This is a genomic window from Methylobacterium sp. Leaf88, assembly GCF_001422795.1.
Classification (GTDB): Bacteria; Pseudomonadota; Alphaproteobacteria; order Rhizobiales; family Beijerinckiaceae; genus Methylobacterium.
Genome location: NZ_LMMK01000001.1, coordinates 218104 through 235675 on the forward strand (window position 1 = coordinate 218104; position 17572 = coordinate 235675).

Consider the following 17572-nt stretch of genomic DNA (forward strand, 5'->3'; position numbering starts at 1 on the left):
CGGCGCGCGTTGCGCCGCCGCGGCGCACCCCGCACAGTGGGGGCTCAGCCCGAGGAGTCCGCATGCGCACCGAAGCCCCGATCCCGATCCGCCTGGAGGATTACCGCCCCAGCGACTACCGGATCGACACGGTGGACCTCGACGTCGCGCTCCATCCCACCGCCACCCGGGTCCGGGCCCGGCTGACCCTGGCCCCCAACCCGGCCGGGCGCCCGGGCGCCCCCCTCGTCCTCGACGGCGAGGACCTGGTGCTGGAGCGCCTCACCCTCGACGGCGCCGACCTCGCGCCCGAGGCCTACAGCGTCTCGCCGGCCGGCCTGACCGTGCACCGGCCGCCGGCGGGCCCCTTCACCCTCGGCATCGAGACCCGGATCGACCCGAGCGCCAACACCAAGCTGATGGGGCTCTACCGCTCGAACGGGGTCTACTGCACCCAGTGCGAGGCCGACGGCTTCCGGCGGATCACCTACTTCCTCGACCGGCCCGACGTGATGGCGGTCTACACCACGCGGATCGAGGCCGATCGCGACGCGGCGCCGGTTCTGCTGGGCAACGGCAACCGCGTGGAGTCTGGCGCGGCCGGCCCCGGGCGCCACTTCGCGACCTGGCACGATCCCCACCCGAAGCCCGCCTACCTCTTCGCCCTGGTGGGAGGCCGCCTCGACGCCGTGCGGCGCCCCTTCACCACCAGCGAGGGCCGCGTGGTGGAGCTCGCCGTCTATGTCGAGCCCGGAAAGGCGGCGCGGGCCGACTACGCCCTCGACGCGGTGGCCCGCTCGATGGCCTGGGACGAGACCGCCTTCGGCCGCGCCTACGACCTCGACGTCTTCAACGTCGTCGCGGTCTCGGACTTCAACATGGGCGCGATGGAGAACAAGGGCCTCAACATCTTCAACGACCGCTACGTCCTGGCCTCCCCCGAGACGGCCACCGACGCGGACTACGCCGCCATCGAGGCGATCATCGCGCACGAGTACTTCCACAACTGGACCGGCAACCGCATCACCTGCCGCGACTGGTTCCAGCTCTGCCTCAAGGAGGGCCTGACGGTCTTCCGGGACCAGGAATTCTCCTCCGACATGCGCTCCCGCGCGGTGCATCGCATCGGCGAGGTCCGCACCTTGAGGGCACGCCAGTTCCCCGAGGATGCCGGGCCGCTGGCCCACCCGGTGCGGCCGCGGCACTACACCGAGATCAACAACTTCTACACGGCCACCGTCTACGAGAAGGGCGCCGAGATCGTGCGGATGCTGCGCACGCTCCTCGGCGCGGACGCCTTTCGTGCCGGGATGGACCGCTATTTCGCCGACAACGACGGCACCGCCGCCACGGTTGAGGATTTCCTCGCCGCCTTCGCAGCCACCTCCGGCCGCGACCTCACCGCCTTCGCCCGCTGGTACGAGCGCCCCGGCACGCCGCGGGTCGCCGTGCAGGGCCACTACGACGCCGAGGCGCGGACCTACCGTCTCGCCCTCCGCCAGAGCCTGCCCGGCAGCGCCGAGGCCCCGCCCCTGGTGATCCCCATCCGCCTCGGCCTGATCGGACCGGACGGCCCCCTCGCCGGGGCGGCGAGCGACCGGGTCGCCGACGGCGTGTTCGTGCTCGACCAGGCCAGCGACAGCCTGACCTTCACCGACGTCCCCGTGCGCCCCGTGCCCTCGCTGTTTCGCGGCTTCTCCGCCCCGGTGCGGGTCGAGATCGAGATGCCGGATGCCGACGCGCTGACGCTGCTGCGCCACGACACCGACCCCTTCAACCGCTGGCAGGCGGCCCAGAGCGTGGCCATGCGCCTCCTCGTGCAGGGGACGCGGTCGGGCACCCTGCCGGAGGCCGGGGCGGACGGGTTCGGCGCGGCCCTCGCCGGGTTCCTGGCGGACGAGGCCCTCATCGACCCGGCCTTCGCCGCCCTGGTCCTCGCCCTGCCGAGCGAGGCCGACGTCGCCAACGAGATCGCCACGGAGATCGACCCGGACGCGATCCACCGGGCCCGGCACGCCCTGCGCCGGGCGCTGGGGACGCGCCTGAAGCCGCAGTTCCTCGCCCTGCGCGACGCGCTGGCGGACGCGCCCGGCACGCCGTTCAGCCCCGAGGCCGCGGCCGCCGGCCGGCGCGCCCTCCGCAACGCGGCCCTCGACCTCGTGGCAGCGGCCGATCCGGCCGCGGCGAGCCTGCTCGCCGCACACCAGATGGACGCGGCGACGACGATGACGGACCGGCTCGCCGCCCTCTCGGTCCTGTCCCAGGTTCCGGGTCCCGAGCGCGAAGCGGCGCTCGACCGATTCGCAGAGGCCTACCGCGCCGAACCCCTGGTCCTCGACAAGTGGCTGGCGATCCAGGCCGGGATCCCGGAGGCCGAAACCCCCGACCGCATTCGCCGCCTGCAGACTCACCCGGCCTTCTCGATGGGCAATCCGAACCGGGTCCGGTCCCTCATCGGCAGCTTCAGCATGGGCAATCCGACCCAGTTCAACAGGCCCGACGGCGCGGGCTATGCCCTTGTGGCGGAGACGGTTCTGGCCCTCGACAAGACCAACCCGCAGGTGGCCGCGCGCCTCCTGACGGCCTTCGGATCGTGGCGGATGATGGAGCCGGAGCGCCGCGGCCGCGCCGAGACCACATTGCTGAAAATTCGCGCTGTTGCCGGTCTGTCACGGGACGTCGGGGACATCCTGGAGCGGACCCTCACCGGCTAGCAAGTGCCTGAAGAGAATCGTTTTTTCGGCCCGCCCCGGCGTCGATTCCGCACCTCGGATTCGCAACGGGAGTCAAGCGTGGCCGGAAAAAACGCGTGGACAAAACCCCACCGGAAATGTTGAATCGTATACGATTCGGAAAGCGGGGCGGCCCGCCTTCCCGGTGCTACAATCCCAACGGCGGAGTTAGTCCATGCTGGAGGCGGATTCCGCTTCCCTCTCCGCGCGTGCGGATACGATTCTTGGCATCCACCGGCCGCAACACGCCGCCCATGTCCGTTTCGTGCGCGCCGAGACCTGGCTGCGCTTCGCCCTGCCGGCCCTCTTCGCCACGTTCCTGATCTGCCTCGGGGCGGTGGCGGCCATGCTGCTGCAGGCCCAGCGCGAGGAGGTGATCCGGGCGGCGACCACGGACGTGGAGGCGGTGACCCGCCTCGCCGCGGCGGCCTTCGCCGGAATCGACATCGACGGCGAGGCCAAGGGCGAGGCGGCCCACCGCAACCTCGGCGCCCTGTTGCCGCCGGGCCTGCTCCATGCCGGCCGTCAGATCCTGCTGATCTCCCCCAACGACGTCATCGTGGCGGCCAATCCGCCCCTGCCCGGCCCCCGCCGCACCCTGACCCAGCATCTCGGGGAGATGCAGGCGCTCTCCACCCTGGGCGAGAGCGCGGGCGTGATGACCGTGACCCTGGCGGACGGCTCCGTGGTGATCGCGGCCCTGCGCAACCTGCCCGGCGGGCGGGGCCAGGTGGCGGTGCTCCAGCCGCTCACCGCCATCACCGCCGCCTGGACCACCCGGATGCGCAACCAGGCGATCCTCCTCGGGGCCGCCGCCCTGGTCATCATCGGCACCGGCATCGCCTACGCCCTGCAGACCCGCCGGGCCTACGCCGTCGACCGGGTCTGCGAGGAGATCAAGCAGCGCCTGGACACCGCCCTCGGCCGCGGCCGCTGCGGCCTCTGGGACTGGGACATCCCGCGCGGACGGATCTACTGGTCCGATTCGATGTACGCGCTCCTCGGCTATCACCGCGAGCGCGAGTTCCTGTCCTTCGGCGACGTGAACGCCCTGGTGCACCCCGACGACGGCGACCTCTACAGCCTGGCGCGCCACCTCGCGGCCAGCCAGTCCACCGTCGACCACGAGTTCCGGGTGCGCGGCGCCACCGGCAACTGGGTCTGGATGCGGATGCGGGCCGAGATCGTGCCGGACACCATCGACGGCGGCCGCCACCTCGTGGGCATCGCCCTCGACGTCACCGAGCAGCGCAATCTCGCCGAACTGAACGCCACCGCCGACATGCGCCTGCGCGACGCGGTGGAGGCCATCTCCGAGGCCTTCGTCCTCTGGGACACCGGCAACCGCCTCGTCCTCTGCAATTCGAAGTTCCGCCACCTCCACGCCCTCAGCCCCGAGGACGCGATTCCGGGCCGGCGCTACGCCGAGATCATGGGCCGGGGCGTGCTGCCGCCGGTCCGGCGCGAGCTGCGGGACCTGGAGCCGAGCGGCGCCACCGCCCGCACCTTCGAGGCCGAGCTCACCGACGGGCGCTGGCTCCAGATCAGCGAACGCCGCACCAAGGACGGCGGCTACGTCTCGGTGGGCACCGACATCACCAGCCTCAAGCGCCACCAGGAGCAGCTGGTCCAGTCCGAGCGCGAGCTGATCGAGACCGTGCGCGACCTCAAGCGCTCCCGCCGGACCCTGGAGCTCCAGACCCAGCAGCTCGCCGACCTCGCCGAGCGCTACCTCGACCAGAAGGCGCAGGCCGAGGGCGCCAACCAGGCCAAGTCCGAATTCCTCGCCAACATGAGCCACGAGCTGCGCACGCCGCTCAACGCCATCATGGGCTTCGCCGAGCTGATGGAGAGCGAGGTCTACGGCACCCTCGGCTCGCCCCGCTACACCGATTACTGCCGGGACATCCGCACCAGCGGCGACTACCTGCTCTCGGTGATCGACGACATCCTCAACATGTCGCGCATCGAGGCCCAGACGGTGAAGCTCGCCCCGCGGGAGATCGCGGTGGCCGGGGCGATCGAGGGCACCCTGAAGCTCGTAGGCGAGGCGGCCCGGGCCAAATCCCTGACGATCAACGTGGACGTGGTCGAGGACCTGACCGTGCTGGCCGACGAGCGCGCTCTGCACCAGATCCTCACCAACCTCGTGCAGAACGCGGTGAAGTTCACGCCCCCCGGCGACGGCCGCATCATCATCAAGGCGCGGCCGGCCGGTTCCAACGTCCACATCTACGTGGAGGATACCGGCATCGGCATCCCGAAATCGGCCCTGCGCCGCCTCGGCGCGCCGTTCCAGCAGGTCGAGACCAACCTCACCCGCAGCCACAAGGGCTCGGGGCTTGGCCTCGCCATCGCGCGCTCGATGGCCGAACTGCACGGCGGCGCCCTGCGCATCCGCTCCCAGGAGGGCCTCGGCACCATCGTGATGGTGCGGCTGCCGATCCCGACCGCAGAGAACCGCCGCAACCTCGTCGACGCCGCCGCCCAGGAAACCGTCGCCTCCCTTCGCGACGCCGCCGGCGCCACCCCGCGCCCGCCCGAGGCGGTACCGGAGACGGTCTGAGGTCTTTTCGGGGCGGGGGCCTCTGGCAGGCAGGGGGATTGAAGGGACCGATCCGCTCGTCGGCAACCCACGCGCAGCACCACGTCATCCCGGAGCCGCGCAGCGGAGTCCGGGATCCAGACACACAGGTGGTGCAGGACTTTCCATCGTCTGCGGCTCTGGATTCCGGGCTCGCCTGTGGCGCCCCGGAATGACGGTGCGCTGCCGTCGGTGATCGCGCTGCCGGGACGGAGGGCATCGGCCCGCCCCCTCGTCCTCACCCCGCCATCAGGCGCTCGAACAGCGCGCGGATCTCCATGCGCGATTCGTCGAGCCCGGCGACCAGCCGGTTTGAATCCGGTGAACCCATCGCCACCGCGAGGCGCGAGAGGGCCACGGGCGAGGCCTCGGCCGGGTCGCCCTCCACCATCAGGCGCTGCCAGTGCAGCACGTCGTCGAACTGGCGGTAGGCTTCGATCAGGCGCTCCGCCGCGGGGCGGGCGAGGTCGCCGTGGTCGGCGGCCTTCGCGAACACCGCGCAGGCCCCGAGACCGACGAGGTCCGGCCGCCGGTGGGCCAGCCCGAGCACCAGGGCCTGGGCCAGGAAGTCGAGGTCGAGGAGGCCGCCGGGGGCGAGCTTGAGGTCGAGGGGACCGCGATGGCCCTTCTCCCGCTCCACGAGGGCGCGCATCTCCCGCACCGCGCGCCGCACGTCGGCGGGGTCCCGCGGTCGGGCGACGATGGCGCGGATCTCGCCGTCGAGCTCGGCGCCGAGGCCCGCATCGCCGGCGATCACCCGGGCGCGGGTCAGGGCCATGTGCTCCCAGAGCTCCGCCTCCTCGGCGTGGTAGCTGCGGAAGCTGCGCCACTGCACCGCCACCGGGCCCTGGCCGCCGCCGGGCCGAAGGCGCAGGTCGACCTCGTAGAGATGGCCGCGCCGGGTCGGCACCGTGAGGGCGGCGACGATGCGCTGGGCGAGACGGTTATAGGCCACCGCCGCGTCGAGGGGCTTCGGGCCGGCGCTGGTGCGGTCTTCGGGGTCGAAGTCGTAGACCAGCACGAGGTCGAGGTCGGAATCCGCGGTGAGCTGGCGCGCGCCGAGACGCCCGAGGCCGAGCACCGCGAGGCGTCCCTTCGGCACCGCCCCGTGCTCGGAGAAGAAGGTCGCGGAGACGCGCTCCACCGTCACGGCGATCACCGCGTCGGCGATGCCCGCGAAGGCGCGGCCGGCCTCCTCGGGCGAGAGGATGCCGGAGAGGAGCCGGGCACCCGTGAGGAAGCGGAGCTGGCGGGCGGCGTCGCGGATCCGGTCGAGGAAGTCCTCGTGGTCGCTCGCCTGACCGAGGCGGGCGCGAACCTGCTGCGCCAGGGCCTCGGCATCCGCGCTGGCATCGGCGAAATCCCGGTCGATCACCGCGTCGAGGACGTGCGGGCTGAAGGCAACGGTCTCGGCGAGGCGCGGCGCCGTACCGAGGAGGTCGGCGAAGAGCAGGCGCAGGCGCTCGTTCGAGCGCAGGATGGTGAGGAGTTCGAGGGCCGCCGGCATCCGGGCGAAGGCCCGGTCGAGGGTGTCGAGGGCGGCGTCCGGATGGGCGGTGCCGCCGAGCGCCTGCATCAGCACCGGCACCAGCTCGGTCAGCACCTCGCGGGCCCGGGGCGTCCGCACCGCCGGCCGCCGCCCGAAATGCCAGCCACGCACGGTCTCCACCGCCCGCTCGGGCTCGCGGAAGCCGAGCTTCTCCAGGGTCGCGAGGGTCGCCGGGTCGTCGCCGGTGCCGCTGAAGACGAGGTCGCCGACATCGGAGGAAAGATCGGGCTCGGCCTCGAACAGCAGGGCGTAGTGGCCCTGCACCCGGCGGGCCTGGTGGAACAGGGCGGCCTCGAAGGCGTCCCGCGTGGCGAAGCCCGCGAACCGCGCGAAGCGCTCGAGCTCGTCGGCCTCGCTCGGCAGGCGCTGGGTCTGCTCGTCCCGCAGCATCTGCAGGCGGTGCTCGATGGTGCGCAGGAAGCCGTAGGCCGCCGTGAGGTCGTCGCGGGCGGTGGCGTCGATCCAGCCGTCGCGGGTCAGGCCGTCGAGCATGGCGACGGTGCCGCGCCCGCGCAGCTCGGGCCGGCGCCCGCCGAAGACGAGCTGCTGGGTCTGGACGAAGAACTCGATCTCCCGGATGCCGCCGCGCCCCAGCTTGATGTCGTGCCCCGCCACCGCGATCGTGTCGTGGCCGCGCACCGCGTGGATCTGGCGCTTCATCGCGTGCACGTCGGCGATGGAGGCGAAGTCGAAGTACTTCCGCCAGACGAAGGGGCGCAGGTTCGCCAGGAAGGCCTCCCCGGCCGGGATGTCGCCCGCGATCGCCCGCGCCTTGATGTAGGCCGCCCGCTCCCAGTTCTGGCCGAGGTTCTCGTAATAGACGTAGGCGGCGTTGAGCGAGAGGGCCGCCGGGGTCGAGCCCGGGTCCGGGCGCAGGCGGTAATCGACCCGGTGGACGTAGCCGTCGGCGGTGCGCTCCTGCAGCAGCTTGGCCATGCCCTGCGCCAGCTTGCTGAAGAAGGGCGTCGGCGGCAGGTCGGCCTTCAGGGGGGCGGTCTCGGGGTCGAAGAAGACCACGAGGTCGATGTCGCTCGAATAGTTCAGCTCGCCCGCCCCGTGCTTGCCGAGCGCCAGGACGATGAGCCCGGAGCCGGCCTGGGGTGCGCTCGGATCGCGGGGCAGGAAGCGCCCGGCCGAAGCGGCCTGGAGCAGCATGGCGTCGGCGGCCGCCCGCACCGAGGCGTCGGCGAAGTCCGAGAGGGCCTGGGTCACCGTGGCCAGGGGCCAGAGCCCGCCGAGATCGGCCAGAGCGACGAGGAGCGCGTGCTCTGCCCGGTTCTGCCGCAGCGCGCGGGCGACGGTGTCGAGGTCGGGCCCGCGGCCCGCATCCCGCTGCCGGGCGACGAGAGCCGCCAGGGCCGCCTCCGGCTCGGCCTCGACGAGGGCTGCGAGGCGCTCGGGCGCCCGGGCGACCAGCTGCCAGAGAAACGGGGAATGGTCGGCGAGGCCGAGGAGCAGGGCACGCAGGGGCGCGTCGAGGAAGCCCGCCGGCCAGGCGGGCGCCACCTCGGCGAGGCGCGCGGCCGCCCCGTCGGGATCGGACAGGACCGGGGCGGCGGACAAGCGCGCCCGAAGGCGGCGGCTCTGCGCGTCGGCGGCCTGGTTCATGCCCTACCCTCCCGTCGGATCTCCGGCCGGCAGGGTTATCACGACGGCGAGCCCGGGGGCATGGTCTTCCAGCGCCAGCGTGCCCTGGTGCAGGCGCACCACCGCATTGACGAGGCTCAGGCCCAGGCCGAAGCCCGGCCGGGAGCGCGCCTCCTCCAGCCGGACGAAGCGGTCCAGCACCCGGCCGCGGGCCTCGCTGGGGATGCCCGGTCCGGAATCGGCGACGCCGAGGCGCAGGGTGTCGCCGATCCGCGCGGCGCTGAGGCGGATCTCGCCGCTGGCCCCGCCATACTTCACCGCGTTGTCGATGAGGTTGGCCAGCGCCTGCCCGATCAGCTCGCGGCTGCCGCGCAGGGTCAGGGGTGCGCCCTCCGTCTCGACGTGCAGCGCGAGGCCCTGCTCGGAGGCCAGGGGCTCGTAGAGCTCGGCCACGGCCTGGACCACGGCGGCGACGTCGAAGGTCTGGAAGTCCTCGCGGGCGTTCACGCCCTCCAGCCGGGCGATCATCAGGAGCGCGTTGAAGATCCGGATCAGCCCGTCGCTCTCCTCGATCACCCCCTCCATCGCGGCCCGGAGGGCGTCCGGCGTCTCGGCCGTGCGCAGGGCCTCCTCGGCCCGGTTGCGCAGGCGGGTCAGGGGCGTCTTGAGGTCGTGGGCGATGTTGTCGGAGACGTCGCGCAGGCCGCGCATCAGCTCGCCGATGCGCTCCAGCATGGCGTTGAGGTTGCGCGCCAGCCGGTCGAGCTCGTCACCGGTCCCCGCCACCGCGAGGCGACCGTCGAGGTCGCCCGCCATGATCCGGCGGGTGGTCTCGGTCATGGCGTCGACGCGCTTCAGGACCCGGCTGGCGATGAACCAGGCGCCGATCACGCCCAGCACGACCACCAGCCCCACGGACGAGCCGAAGGTCCGCCCGATCACCGACCGCAGCCGGTCGCGCTCGGCCACGTCGCGGCCGACGAGGAGCCGGAAGCCGCCGGGCAGGACGAAGATCTGCATGATCGCCCGGTGCTCGACGTCGCGCGCGCCCCCGATGCGGGCGTAGTTGGCCTCGGTCTGGCCGGGATCGACGATGAGCCCGGTGGGCAGGGCGTCGATGTTGCCGACGAGGCGCTCGCCCGCCGCGTTGGTGACGAGGTAGAGGGAGGCCCCGGGCTCGCCGGCGCGCCGCTCCACGGCGGAGATCAGGCGCCGCAGGCCCCCGACCTTGTACTGCTCGGACAGGCCGTTGATCTCGGCCTCGATGGTGGAGACCATCTGGTCGTCCAGGGCCCGGCTGGCGTTCCAGGCGACGTAGCCGAGCGCCAACAGCGCGAAGGTGGCGAATACCACCAGGTAGGCGAAGGACAGCTTGAAGGCCGTCGTCCGGAACAGGTTGCCGAGGCGCCCGGCCGGGGCGTCGTCGAGATTCGTCACGACGCCGGGCCGGGGCCGCGCGCCTCGTCGACGCGCAGCACGTAGCCGGTGCCGCGCACGGTGTGGATGATCGGGTGCTCGAAATCCTTGTCGACCTTGGCGCGCAGGCGCGAGACGTGGACGTCGATGACGTTGGTCTGCGGGTCGAAATGGTAGTCCCAGACATGCTCCAGCAGCATCGTCCGGGTCACGACCTGGCCGGCATGGCGCATCAGGTACTCGAGCAGGCGGAATTCGCGCGGCTGCAGCGCGATCTCGTGGCCCGCCCGGGTGACGCGGTGGGACAGGCGGTCGAGCTCGAGGTCGCCGACCCGGTAGGCGGTGGCCTCCGCGGCCGTGCCCGGCCCGGCCCGGCGGCGGGCCAGCACCTCGGCCCGGGCGAGCAGCTCGGAGAAGGCGTAGGGCTTGGGCAGGTAGTCGTCGCCTCCGGCCCGCAGGCCCTTCACCCGGTCGTCCACCTGGCCGAGGGCCGAGAGGATCAGGACCGGCGTGGTCACGCCCTGCTCGCGGAGCGAGCGGATCAGCGACAGGCCGTCGAGCTTGGGCAGCATGCGGTCGACGATGAGCACGTCGTAGTCGCCCTCCTGGGCCAGGGCGTAGCCGTCGAGGCCGTCGGACGCCTGGTCCGGCACGTGGCCGGCCTCGCGAAACGCCTTGAGCAGGTACGCGACCGCCTCGCGGTCGTCCTCGATGATGAGCAGACGCATGGGACGGAGTGATAGGGGCTCGCCCGTCCGCGCGAAACCGCCTTGTCCGGCAACGCTCATGCCGCATCCCTCCTCGCCGGGTCGATGGCCCGGAGCATGGGAAGCGGCGGGTTGCGCGACGCTGGCGGAAACATGACGTTTTGGTCATGTGGCGGCCCCCGCCGCCACGGGGCGGCGCGCCTATTCGGGCCGCGGCCCCGGACCGCCGGCGCGTCCGGAGAGCCGGGTGCGGGCCCAGTCGCGCAGCAGGGCCTCCTCGTAGCCGAAGCTCCCGAAGGCCGCGGCGGCGCGGGCGCCGAACAGGAAGTTGATGTCGGTCAGGCGCTCCTCGCCCCCGGCGATCCGGCGGCCGCCCCGCCGCAGGTCGTAGCGCAGGCGGATCGCCGGCGGGGTCACGTCGCTGACGATCCGCAGGCCCGAGGGGATGTTCAGGTCCGGGCGCACGAAGCCGGCCCGGTCGATGTCGAGGACGTCCACCACCAGCGTCTCGTCCGGTCCCATCACCCGCAGGGCCGAGGCCTCGATGATGCGGCGGATCTCCGCGAGGGTGCCGCGCAGGCCGGGCCCCGAGCCGTAGCGGTCGTCGGCGTCGGTGTAGCGCTCCGGCGCCACGAAGCGGACGGTAACCTGTGCCGGCACCGCCGCGCCGTCCCGCGAAAAACCGGCGCTGGCCAGCCCCGCGCCGATCAGCACGGCCAGCCATCCGCGCCCGCGCCGACTCATCTCAATAGCCCTTCTTCACCTGCGCCAGCGCGCGGGTCAGGCCCTCGGCGATCACCTCGCGCTCCGGCGGCGAGGCGTCGCGGGCGACCACCACGAATTCCCGGCGCGATTCGAGGGTCAGGGTCTGCATGCCGTACTCGTCGTCCTCCACCCGGGTGAGCTTGGTCCAGAGGGGGTTGAAGCGCCATTCCCGGCGCTCGCCCCGGTGGGTCACCCGGGCGAGCATCACCTCGATCGGGGTGATCGCCACCTCCTCGAAGGAGCGACCGCGCCGGAAGCTCGCCTTCAGCGCCACGTAGAGGGCGATCATGTCGAGGCCGAAGAAGCCGGCCACGGGCCAGAACCCGGCCCGGACGCAGGCGATCGAGGTCACGAGGGAGACGGCGCAGCACCCGATCATCACGTTGCGGAAGCCGTCGGGGCTCAGGGATTGGTGCGGCCGGATGGTGGCCTGGAAGACAGGCCGATCCATGCTGTCGGGATCGAGGCCGTCCGGATGCCGGCCGATCGGAGGGACGTGGTCATTGCCGCTCGCCATACGGGGAATATAACGCAGGGATGCCCAGCCGACAGCCGACCCGACCCCGGAAATCGCCGATCTCCGCGCGCCTCGCCGCGCCGATCGTCGCAGAGGCGCCCGCCACGCCCGATCCCGTCGGCCCGGAGGCGGTGTCGGAGATCTTCGCGCGGCTCAGCGCGGCCAATCCGGAGCCGCGCGCCGAGCTGGAATTCCAGAACCCCTTCACCCTTCTGGTGGCGGTGGTGCTCTCGGCCCAGGCCACCGACCGCAGCGTCAACCTCGCCACAGCGCCGCTCTTCGCCATCGCCGACACGCCGGCCGCGATGCTGGCCCTCGGGGAAGAGCGGGTGCGCGACTTCATCCGCACCATCGGCCTGTTCAACACCAAGGCGAAGAACGTGATCGCCCTGTCGCGCATCCTGGTGGAGGAGCATGGCGGCGAAGTGCCCCGCACCCGCGAGGCCCTGGAGGTGCTGCCGGGCGTCGGCACCAAGACCGCGAGCGTGGTGCGCAACGTCGCCTTCGGCGAGGAGGCCATCGCGGTCGACACCCACATCTTCCGAGTCTCCAACCGGATCCCGCTGGTGGTCGCCCCCACCACCGACAAGGTCCAGGCCGGGCTCGAAGCCCTTGTGCCCGCCCCCTACCGGCTGAACGCCCATCACTGGCTGATCCTGTTCGGCCGCTACATCTGCAAGGCACGCAAGCCCGAATGCTATCGCTGTCCCATCGCCGACCTCTGCCGTTTTCCGGCCAAGACGCCGGCGCCCTGACCCGGAGGCGCGCCCCCTCCCGGCGGCGCTTCCTCCGGCCGGCCTCGGCCGCTGCGCCCTTGCCTCCGGCACGGACTCCCCGTTATCACCCGGCCTCTCCCTGAACGGCATGGGTCCCATCCGGCCAGCGCGTTGTGCTGCCAGCCGCCTTCGGGTAGTTTGCGCCACGGTCGCGGAGGCTTTCGACGTACGACGTGTCTCTCGGCCCGGCCTCACTCACAGGCCGCCACGCCGCGGATTCCGCATCGTTCGCTCGCAAGGAGTCACGGCCCATGGACTTCCTCAAACCACGGTACACGCCTATGAACCGCCGCCGTCGCATCTACGAGGGCAAGGCGAAGGTCCTCTACGAGGGTCCGGAGCCGGGAACGCTCATCCAGCACTTCAAGGATGATGCCACCGCCTTCAACGCGCAGAAGCATGATGTCATCGACGGTAAGGGCGTACTGAACAACCGGATCTCCGAGTTCGTCTTCCAACACCTCAACGACATCGGCGTGCCCACGCACTTCATCCGCCGCCTGAACATGCGCGAGCAGCTGATCCGCGAAGTCGAGATCATCCCGCTCGAAGTGGTGGTGCGCAACGTCGCCGCCGGCTCGCTCGCCACCCGCCTCGGCCTCGAGGAAGGCACGCAGCTGCCGCGCTCGATCATCGAGTTCTACTACAAGAACGACGCGCTCAACGACCCGATGGTGTCGGAAGAGCACATCACGGCCTTCGGCTGGGCGACCCCCCAGGAGATCGACGACATCATGGCGCTGGCCATCCGGGTCAACGACTTCCTGTCCGGCCTCTTCCTCGGCGTCGGCATCCGCCTCGTCGACTTCAAGATCGAGACCGGCCGCCTCTGGGAAGGCGACATGATGCGCATCGTCGTCGCCGACGAGATCTCCCCGGATTCCTGCCGCCTGTGGGACATCAAGTCGTCGGACAAGCTCGACAAGGACCGCTTCCGCAAGGACCTCGGCGGCCTGATCGAGGCCTATACCGAAGTGGCCAAGCGCCTCGGCATCATGTCCGAGAACGAGAAGGTCCAGACGGGCGGCCCCCGCCTCGTCCAGTAAGACACGCCGACCGGCCCCGCGGGTTTCGATCGCGCGGGCCGGCTGGGTAGTTCGAACGGCGACTCCTGAACCAGCGGTCGTTGGCGGATGGCACCGCGCCGTCATTCCGCGCCGCCGCAGGCGAGCCCGGCCCCGGAGGGGCGCGCCAGCGGCGTGCAATCCAGAACCGCCGACGCAGCGTCATATCCGGCACTTCCTGCGTGTCCGGATCCTGGGCTCCGCTGCGCGGCCCCAGGATGACGGGGTGCTGCGTGTGGGTTTCCGGACCTGAAGCCGGCACGACGCTCACCGCAGATCCACCGCGCCCGCCTCCGGCCAGTCCGGGCGCAACCGCGCGTAGGTGCCGAGATCGGGGTCGAATCCCGGGTGGTAATGGGGGTCCTGCCCCAGCAGCGGTCCCCATCGGTCCTGGAAGGCCGCGACTTCGCGCCCGTGGCGCGCCCGGGCCGCGACCGTCCAGCGCCGGCTCGCGGCCTCGTCGTGGCGCAGCACCGCCCCCGGGACGAACAGGGTGCGATAGCCCGCCGCCCCGAGGCGCAGGCACAGGTCGACGTCGTTGAAGTCGACCGCGAAGGCGCCCGCATCGAAGCCCCCGACCGCCGCGAACTTGCGCGCCTCCACCACGAGGCAGGCGGCCGTGACCGCCGCCACCGCGCGGGTCGCCCGCAGCCCGCCGAGGTAGCCCGGCGCGTCGCCGGGAAAGAACCGGTGCGCGTGGGTGACCAGCCCGCCCGGCCCGAGCAGCACCCCTCCGTGCTGGATGCGACCCTGCCCATCGAGGAGCTTGGCGCCCACCGCCCCCACATCCGGCCGCAGGGCCTCGCGCACCAGCCGCTCCAGCCAGTCCGGATGCAGGGCGGCGACGTCGTTGTTGACGAAGGCCAGGACCGTCCCCCGCGCCTGCGCGGCGGCCCGGTTGTTCATGCCGGCGAAATCGAAGGGGCCGGGGCAGGGCACGATTCGGGCGAGGCCGGCCGCCTCCAGCTCCCGGAAATACGCCAGGGTCTCGGGGGCGCGACTGTCGTTGTCGCAGATCAGGATCTCCCGCTCCGGCCAGTCGGTGCAGGCGACGAGGCTGGCGATGCAGGTCCGCAGGAGATCGACCCGGTCCCGGGTTGGCACGATGAGGCTGACGCGCGGACGCGCCGCCGGCAGGGGGTGCGCCAGGGTGAGCACGCCGTCCGCCTCCACCCGGATCGCGACGGCGTGGTCGCCCCGGCGGTCCAGGGCCCGGCGCAGGGTGGCGGCGCTCGCCGCCGGGTCCTGCGCCCCGTCCGCCGCCGCCTCGCTGCGCGAGAGGAGGCGCGGCAGGTGCCCGATCGCCCCGCGCCCGAACCGCTCCGCCACCCGCTCGGTGAGGTCGAGGGCATCCGTGACCGGCCCCTCCGTCTCGGTGATGGCGGCGAGGGCCGAGGCCCGGACCGCCAGCACGGGGCCGAGATACGGCACCGCCCGGGCGTAGTCGGGGTCGAAGGCGGGACGCAGTAGCGGCATCGCCGGCCCGGTCTCGGGCCCCAGCAGCGCATCGCCGTAGGCGAGCTGGTGCGCCGGGGACCGCGCGAACGCCGCGGCGAGAAGGGCGGTGGCGCCCGGCAGCAGGGCATGACCCGGCGCCGCGAGGACGAGGAGGTCGGCGCCGGAGGGCGGTTCGCTCCCCAGATCCGCGACGGACAGGACCGCGACGGTCTCGCGCGGACGCGCCGCGCCCGCGGTCGTGGTCGTGGTCGTGGTCGTGGTTGCCCGCAGGAGCCGGCCTTGCGCCGCAGGGCTGCAGAGGAGTCCCGCATGGTCGAGGCCGAACAGAGCGGCCGCGGCCTGGCCGGCGCGGACGCGCTTGCCCGCCATCCGCGCCCGCAGGATCGCCATCCCCTCCCCCCGGTGGCGGAGCAGGTGCCCAGCGGCCAGCGCCCAGCGCCGCCAGACCGGGCTCCGGGCCACGCCCGCGAAGGCGAGCGCCGGGTCGGGCCTCCTATTCACGGTCCTGCCTCGTCAAGATCTTCCCTATTCCAGATCTTCCCCGAACGTCGTCAGCGACAGGTCCGGATGGTAGTAGGGATCGTGCCGGATGGTGTCGCGCCAGCGCGCCACGAAGCGGTCGGCCTCCGCCTCGAAGCGCGCCCGCGCCGGCCCGACCGCCGGTCCGCGGCTGGTCGATTCGAGGTGGGCCATCACGGCCCGCGGCGTCCAGAGCGTCCGGTAGCCGGCCGCCGCGAGACGTAGGCAGAAATCGACGTCGTTGAAGTCGACGGCGAAATTGTCCGCGTCGAGGCCGCCGACCGCGTCGAACTTGGCCCGCCCGACCGCGAGGCAGGCCGCGGTGACGGCCGAGACCTCGTGGGCGACCCGCATCCGGCCGAGCATGCCGGGGGTGTCGGCCGGCCGCCGGCGCAGGATGTGCCCGGCCCGGCCTCCGAGCCCCACCACCACGCCGGCATGCTGCAGGGTCCCGTCCGCATAGAGGAGCTTCGCCCCCACCGCGCCGATCTCCGGCCGGCAAGCTTGGCGCACCAGGGCGCTGAGCCAGTCCTCGCGCAGCACCGCGACGTCGTTGTTGAGGAGGACCACCACGTCGCCCCGCGACGCGGCCACGCCGGCATTGATCATCGCGGAGAAATTGAACGGCCCCGGACAGGACAGGAGGCGGACCCGCGGATCCCGCCGCAACGTCTCGTAATGGGCGAGCACCGCCGGATCGGTAGAGCCGTTGTCGACGATGACGAGCTCGATCGCCGGGTAGTCCGTCCCGTTGAGCACCCCGTCGGCGGCGACCCGGATCAGGTCCAGGCGATCCCGGGACGGGATGACGACGCTGGCGAGCGGCGGCGGCTCCGGCAACGCCCAGAGCAGGTCGAACCCCGTCGGATGTGCCTCGACCCGCGCCGGACGGTGGGTCTCGGTGAGGTGCGTTTGAAGAATCGCCGCGTGACGCTCGGCTGAATCCGGCGGCGGAGGCGCCACGCGCGCGAGAACGCGCGGGACATGCGCGACCTCGTCGCGACCCGCGTGGTATACCGCGGCGAGCCCGAGGCGAACCGCGAACGCGTCCGGCGCGCCGAGCGGGATGGCCTTGAGGCGTTCGAGCAGGCCCCCGGCATAGAGGGTCGGGGTGCCGGGATAGGCCGTGGTCAGCGCCAGGTCCGGGCTCCAGTCCGGCTTGAGCGCCGGCGTCGGGTCCGGGCCCTCGCCCTGGGCATCCGCATAGACCATCTGCGGACGGTCCGGCTCCGCCAGGGCGCGGACCAGGATCGCCAGGGCGTCCGGATCGAGGGTGTCGCCCGGGGCAAGCAGCGCCAAAGCGCTGTCACCATTCAGCAAATCACAGAGGCAGGCCGAGGCCGGCCAGACGCGTTGCGCGATCCGCGCATCGTCCGTGGGGATGGCGATCCCCGCCTCCGACCAGCCCACGACGAGGCGCCAGACCCCGTAACGCTGGGCCTTCAGGCTCGCGATCGTGGCGGCGACCCGCTCCGCGTCCGCCGGCCCGGCCGGCATCACCAGCCGAACCGCCGGCCCGGCCGGCACCGGAGCCGCATCGGCGCGGGTCCGCTGGCGCGCCCAATCCGCGAAATCCGCGACCGGCGTTACCCCGCAGCTCCCCCGGAGGATGTCGCGGGTGCGGCGCTCGTTGCGCCTAAGCCTCTGATAACAAGCGGAAATCGCCCGGAGCGGACGTACGCGCAGGCATTCGGCGAACACGCTCGCCTCCGAACGCAGGCCGACCCGTTCCAACACGAAGCCGCTGCGTTCGTCGATGGCGAGGTCGATCGCCGCGGCATCCGCCGGCAGGAAGCCGAGCCAGCAGGCCGCCCCCTGCCCCGCCCCGGGCAGGACGAAAAGTTCGCGCCGGCCGTCGTCGCGGGTCAGGCGCAGGAGCGGCCGCAGCGGACGCACGACCGGATTTGCTCGATACATCA

At 72.3% G+C, this 17572-nt stretch carries 11 protein-coding genes; 4 read left to right on the plus strand and 7 right to left on the minus strand.

Features of this window, described 5'->3' with window-relative positions:
* Positions 1-62 precede the first annotated feature (62 nt).
* Together pepN and ASF20_RS00860 are read left to right on the plus strand one after the other, a co-directional pair.
* On the plus strand, positions 63-2693 hold the full coding sequence (gene pepN, locus ASF20_RS00855) for an aminopeptidase N (RefSeq protein WP_056269826.1): 2631 nt from the start codon (positions 63-65) through the stop codon (positions 2691-2693).
* Between the two features lie 193 nt (positions 2694-2886).
* Positions 2887-5277: an ATP-binding protein gene (locus tag ASF20_RS00860; protein ID WP_056269829.1), complete on the plus strand. Its 2391-nt coding sequence runs from the start codon at positions 2887-2889 to the stop codon at positions 5275-5277.
* A gap of 256 nt (positions 5278-5533) precedes the next feature.
* Here ASF20_RS00860 and ASF20_RS00865 read toward each other — a convergent pair whose 3' ends face one another.
* The 5 genes from ASF20_RS00865 to ASF20_RS00885 all read right to left on the minus strand — a co-directional run bounded on the left by ASF20_RS00865 (position 5534) and on the right by ASF20_RS00885 (position 11836).
* On the minus strand, positions 5534-8452 hold the full coding sequence (locus tag ASF20_RS00865) for a bifunctional [glutamine synthetase] adenylyltransferase/[glutamine synthetase]-adenylyl-L-tyrosine phosphorylase (RefSeq protein ID WP_056269831.1): 2919 nt from the start codon (positions 8450-8452) through the stop codon (positions 5534-5536).
* A gap of 3 nt (positions 8453-8455) precedes the next feature.
* Entirely contained in the window at positions 8456-9868 is a 1413-nt protein-coding gene (locus ASF20_RS00870; protein WP_056269834.1) for an ATP-binding protein, read from the minus strand.
* A complete protein-coding gene (locus ASF20_RS00875; protein WP_056216948.1) occupies positions 9865-10575 on the minus strand; it encodes a response regulator transcription factor in 711 nt (236 codons plus the stop codon). Before ASF20_RS00875 ends, ASF20_RS00870 begins: the two co-directional genes overlap by 4 nt.
* A 180-nt stretch (positions 10576-10755) precedes the next feature.
* Positions 10756-11298: a DUF3016 domain-containing protein gene (locus tag ASF20_RS00880; RefSeq protein ID WP_056269836.1), complete on the minus strand. Its 543-nt coding sequence runs from the start codon at positions 11296-11298 to the stop codon at positions 10756-10758.
* A gap of 1 nt (position 11299) precedes the next feature.
* Complete coding sequence (locus tag ASF20_RS00885; protein ID WP_056216945.1) at positions 11300-11836, minus strand: DUF2244 domain-containing protein; 537 nt, start codon at positions 11834-11836, stop codon at positions 11300-11302.
* A gap of 20 nt (positions 11837-11856) precedes the next feature.
* Between ASF20_RS00885 and nth the strand changes: the two genes are divergently transcribed.
* Both nth and purC read left to right on the plus strand, forming a co-directional pair.
* Positions 11857-12591, plus strand: coding sequence for an endonuclease III (nth, locus tag ASF20_RS00890; RefSeq protein WP_082501105.1), 735 nt, complete (start codon positions 11857-11859; stop codon positions 12589-12591).
* Positions 12592-12863: 272 nt separating this feature from the next.
* On the plus strand, positions 12864-13658 hold the full coding sequence (gene purC, locus ASF20_RS00895; RefSeq protein WP_055955211.1) for a phosphoribosylaminoimidazolesuccinocarboxamide synthase: 795 nt from the start codon (positions 12864-12866) through the stop codon (positions 13656-13658).
* A gap of 285 nt (positions 13659-13943) precedes the next feature.
* Here the strand turns inward: purC and ASF20_RS00900 are convergent, their stop codons facing one another.
* Together ASF20_RS00900 and ASF20_RS00905 are read right to left on the minus strand one after the other, a co-directional pair.
* Entirely contained in the window at positions 13944-15635 is a 1692-nt protein-coding gene (locus ASF20_RS00900; protein ID WP_056269839.1) for a glycosyltransferase, read from the minus strand.
* Between the two features lie 24 nt (positions 15636-15659).
* Positions 15660-17570 carry a glycosyltransferase family 2 protein gene (locus ASF20_RS00905; RefSeq protein ID WP_244476277.1) on the minus strand — a complete coding sequence of 637 codons (1911 nt, stop codon included), beginning with the start codon at positions 17568-17570 and terminating at the stop codon, positions 15660-15662.
* Between the last annotated feature and the right edge of the window lie 2 nt (positions 17571-17572).

Excerpts from the sequence above, each read along its gene's own strand:
- pepN (WP_056269826.1), top strand. The coding sequence starts at position 63 with ATGCGCACCGAAGCCCCGATCCCGATCCGCCTGGAGGATTACCGCCCC.
- ASF20_RS00860 (WP_056269829.1), top strand. The coding sequence starts at position 2,887 with ATGCTGGAGGCGGATTCCGCTTCCCTCTCCGCGCGTGCGGATACGATT.
- ASF20_RS00865 (WP_056269831.1), bottom strand. The coding sequence starts at position 8,452 with ATGAACCAGGCCGCCGACGCGCAGAGCCGCCGCCTTCGGGCGCGCTTG.
- ASF20_RS00875 (WP_056216948.1), bottom strand. The coding sequence starts at position 10,575 with ATGCGTCTGCTCATCATCGAGGACGACCGCGAGGCGGTCGCGTACCTG.
- ASF20_RS00880 (WP_056269836.1), bottom strand. The coding sequence starts at position 11,298 with ATGAGTCGGCGCGGGCGCGGATGGCTGGCCGTGCTGATCGGCGCGGGG.
- ASF20_RS00885 (WP_056216945.1), bottom strand. The coding sequence starts at position 11,836 with ATGGCGAGCGGCAATGACCACGTCCCTCCGATCGGCCGGCATCCGGAC.
- nth (WP_082501105.1), top strand. The coding sequence starts at position 11,857 with ATGCCCAGCCGACAGCCGACCCGACCCCGGAAATCGCCGATCTCCGCG.
- purC (WP_055955211.1), top strand. The coding sequence starts at position 12,864 with ATGGACTTCCTCAAACCACGGTACACGCCTATGAACCGCCGCCGTCGC.
- ASF20_RS00905 (WP_244476277.1), bottom strand. The coding sequence starts at position 17,570 with ATGTATCGAGCAAATCCGGTCGTGCGTCCGCTGCGGCCGCTCCTGCGC.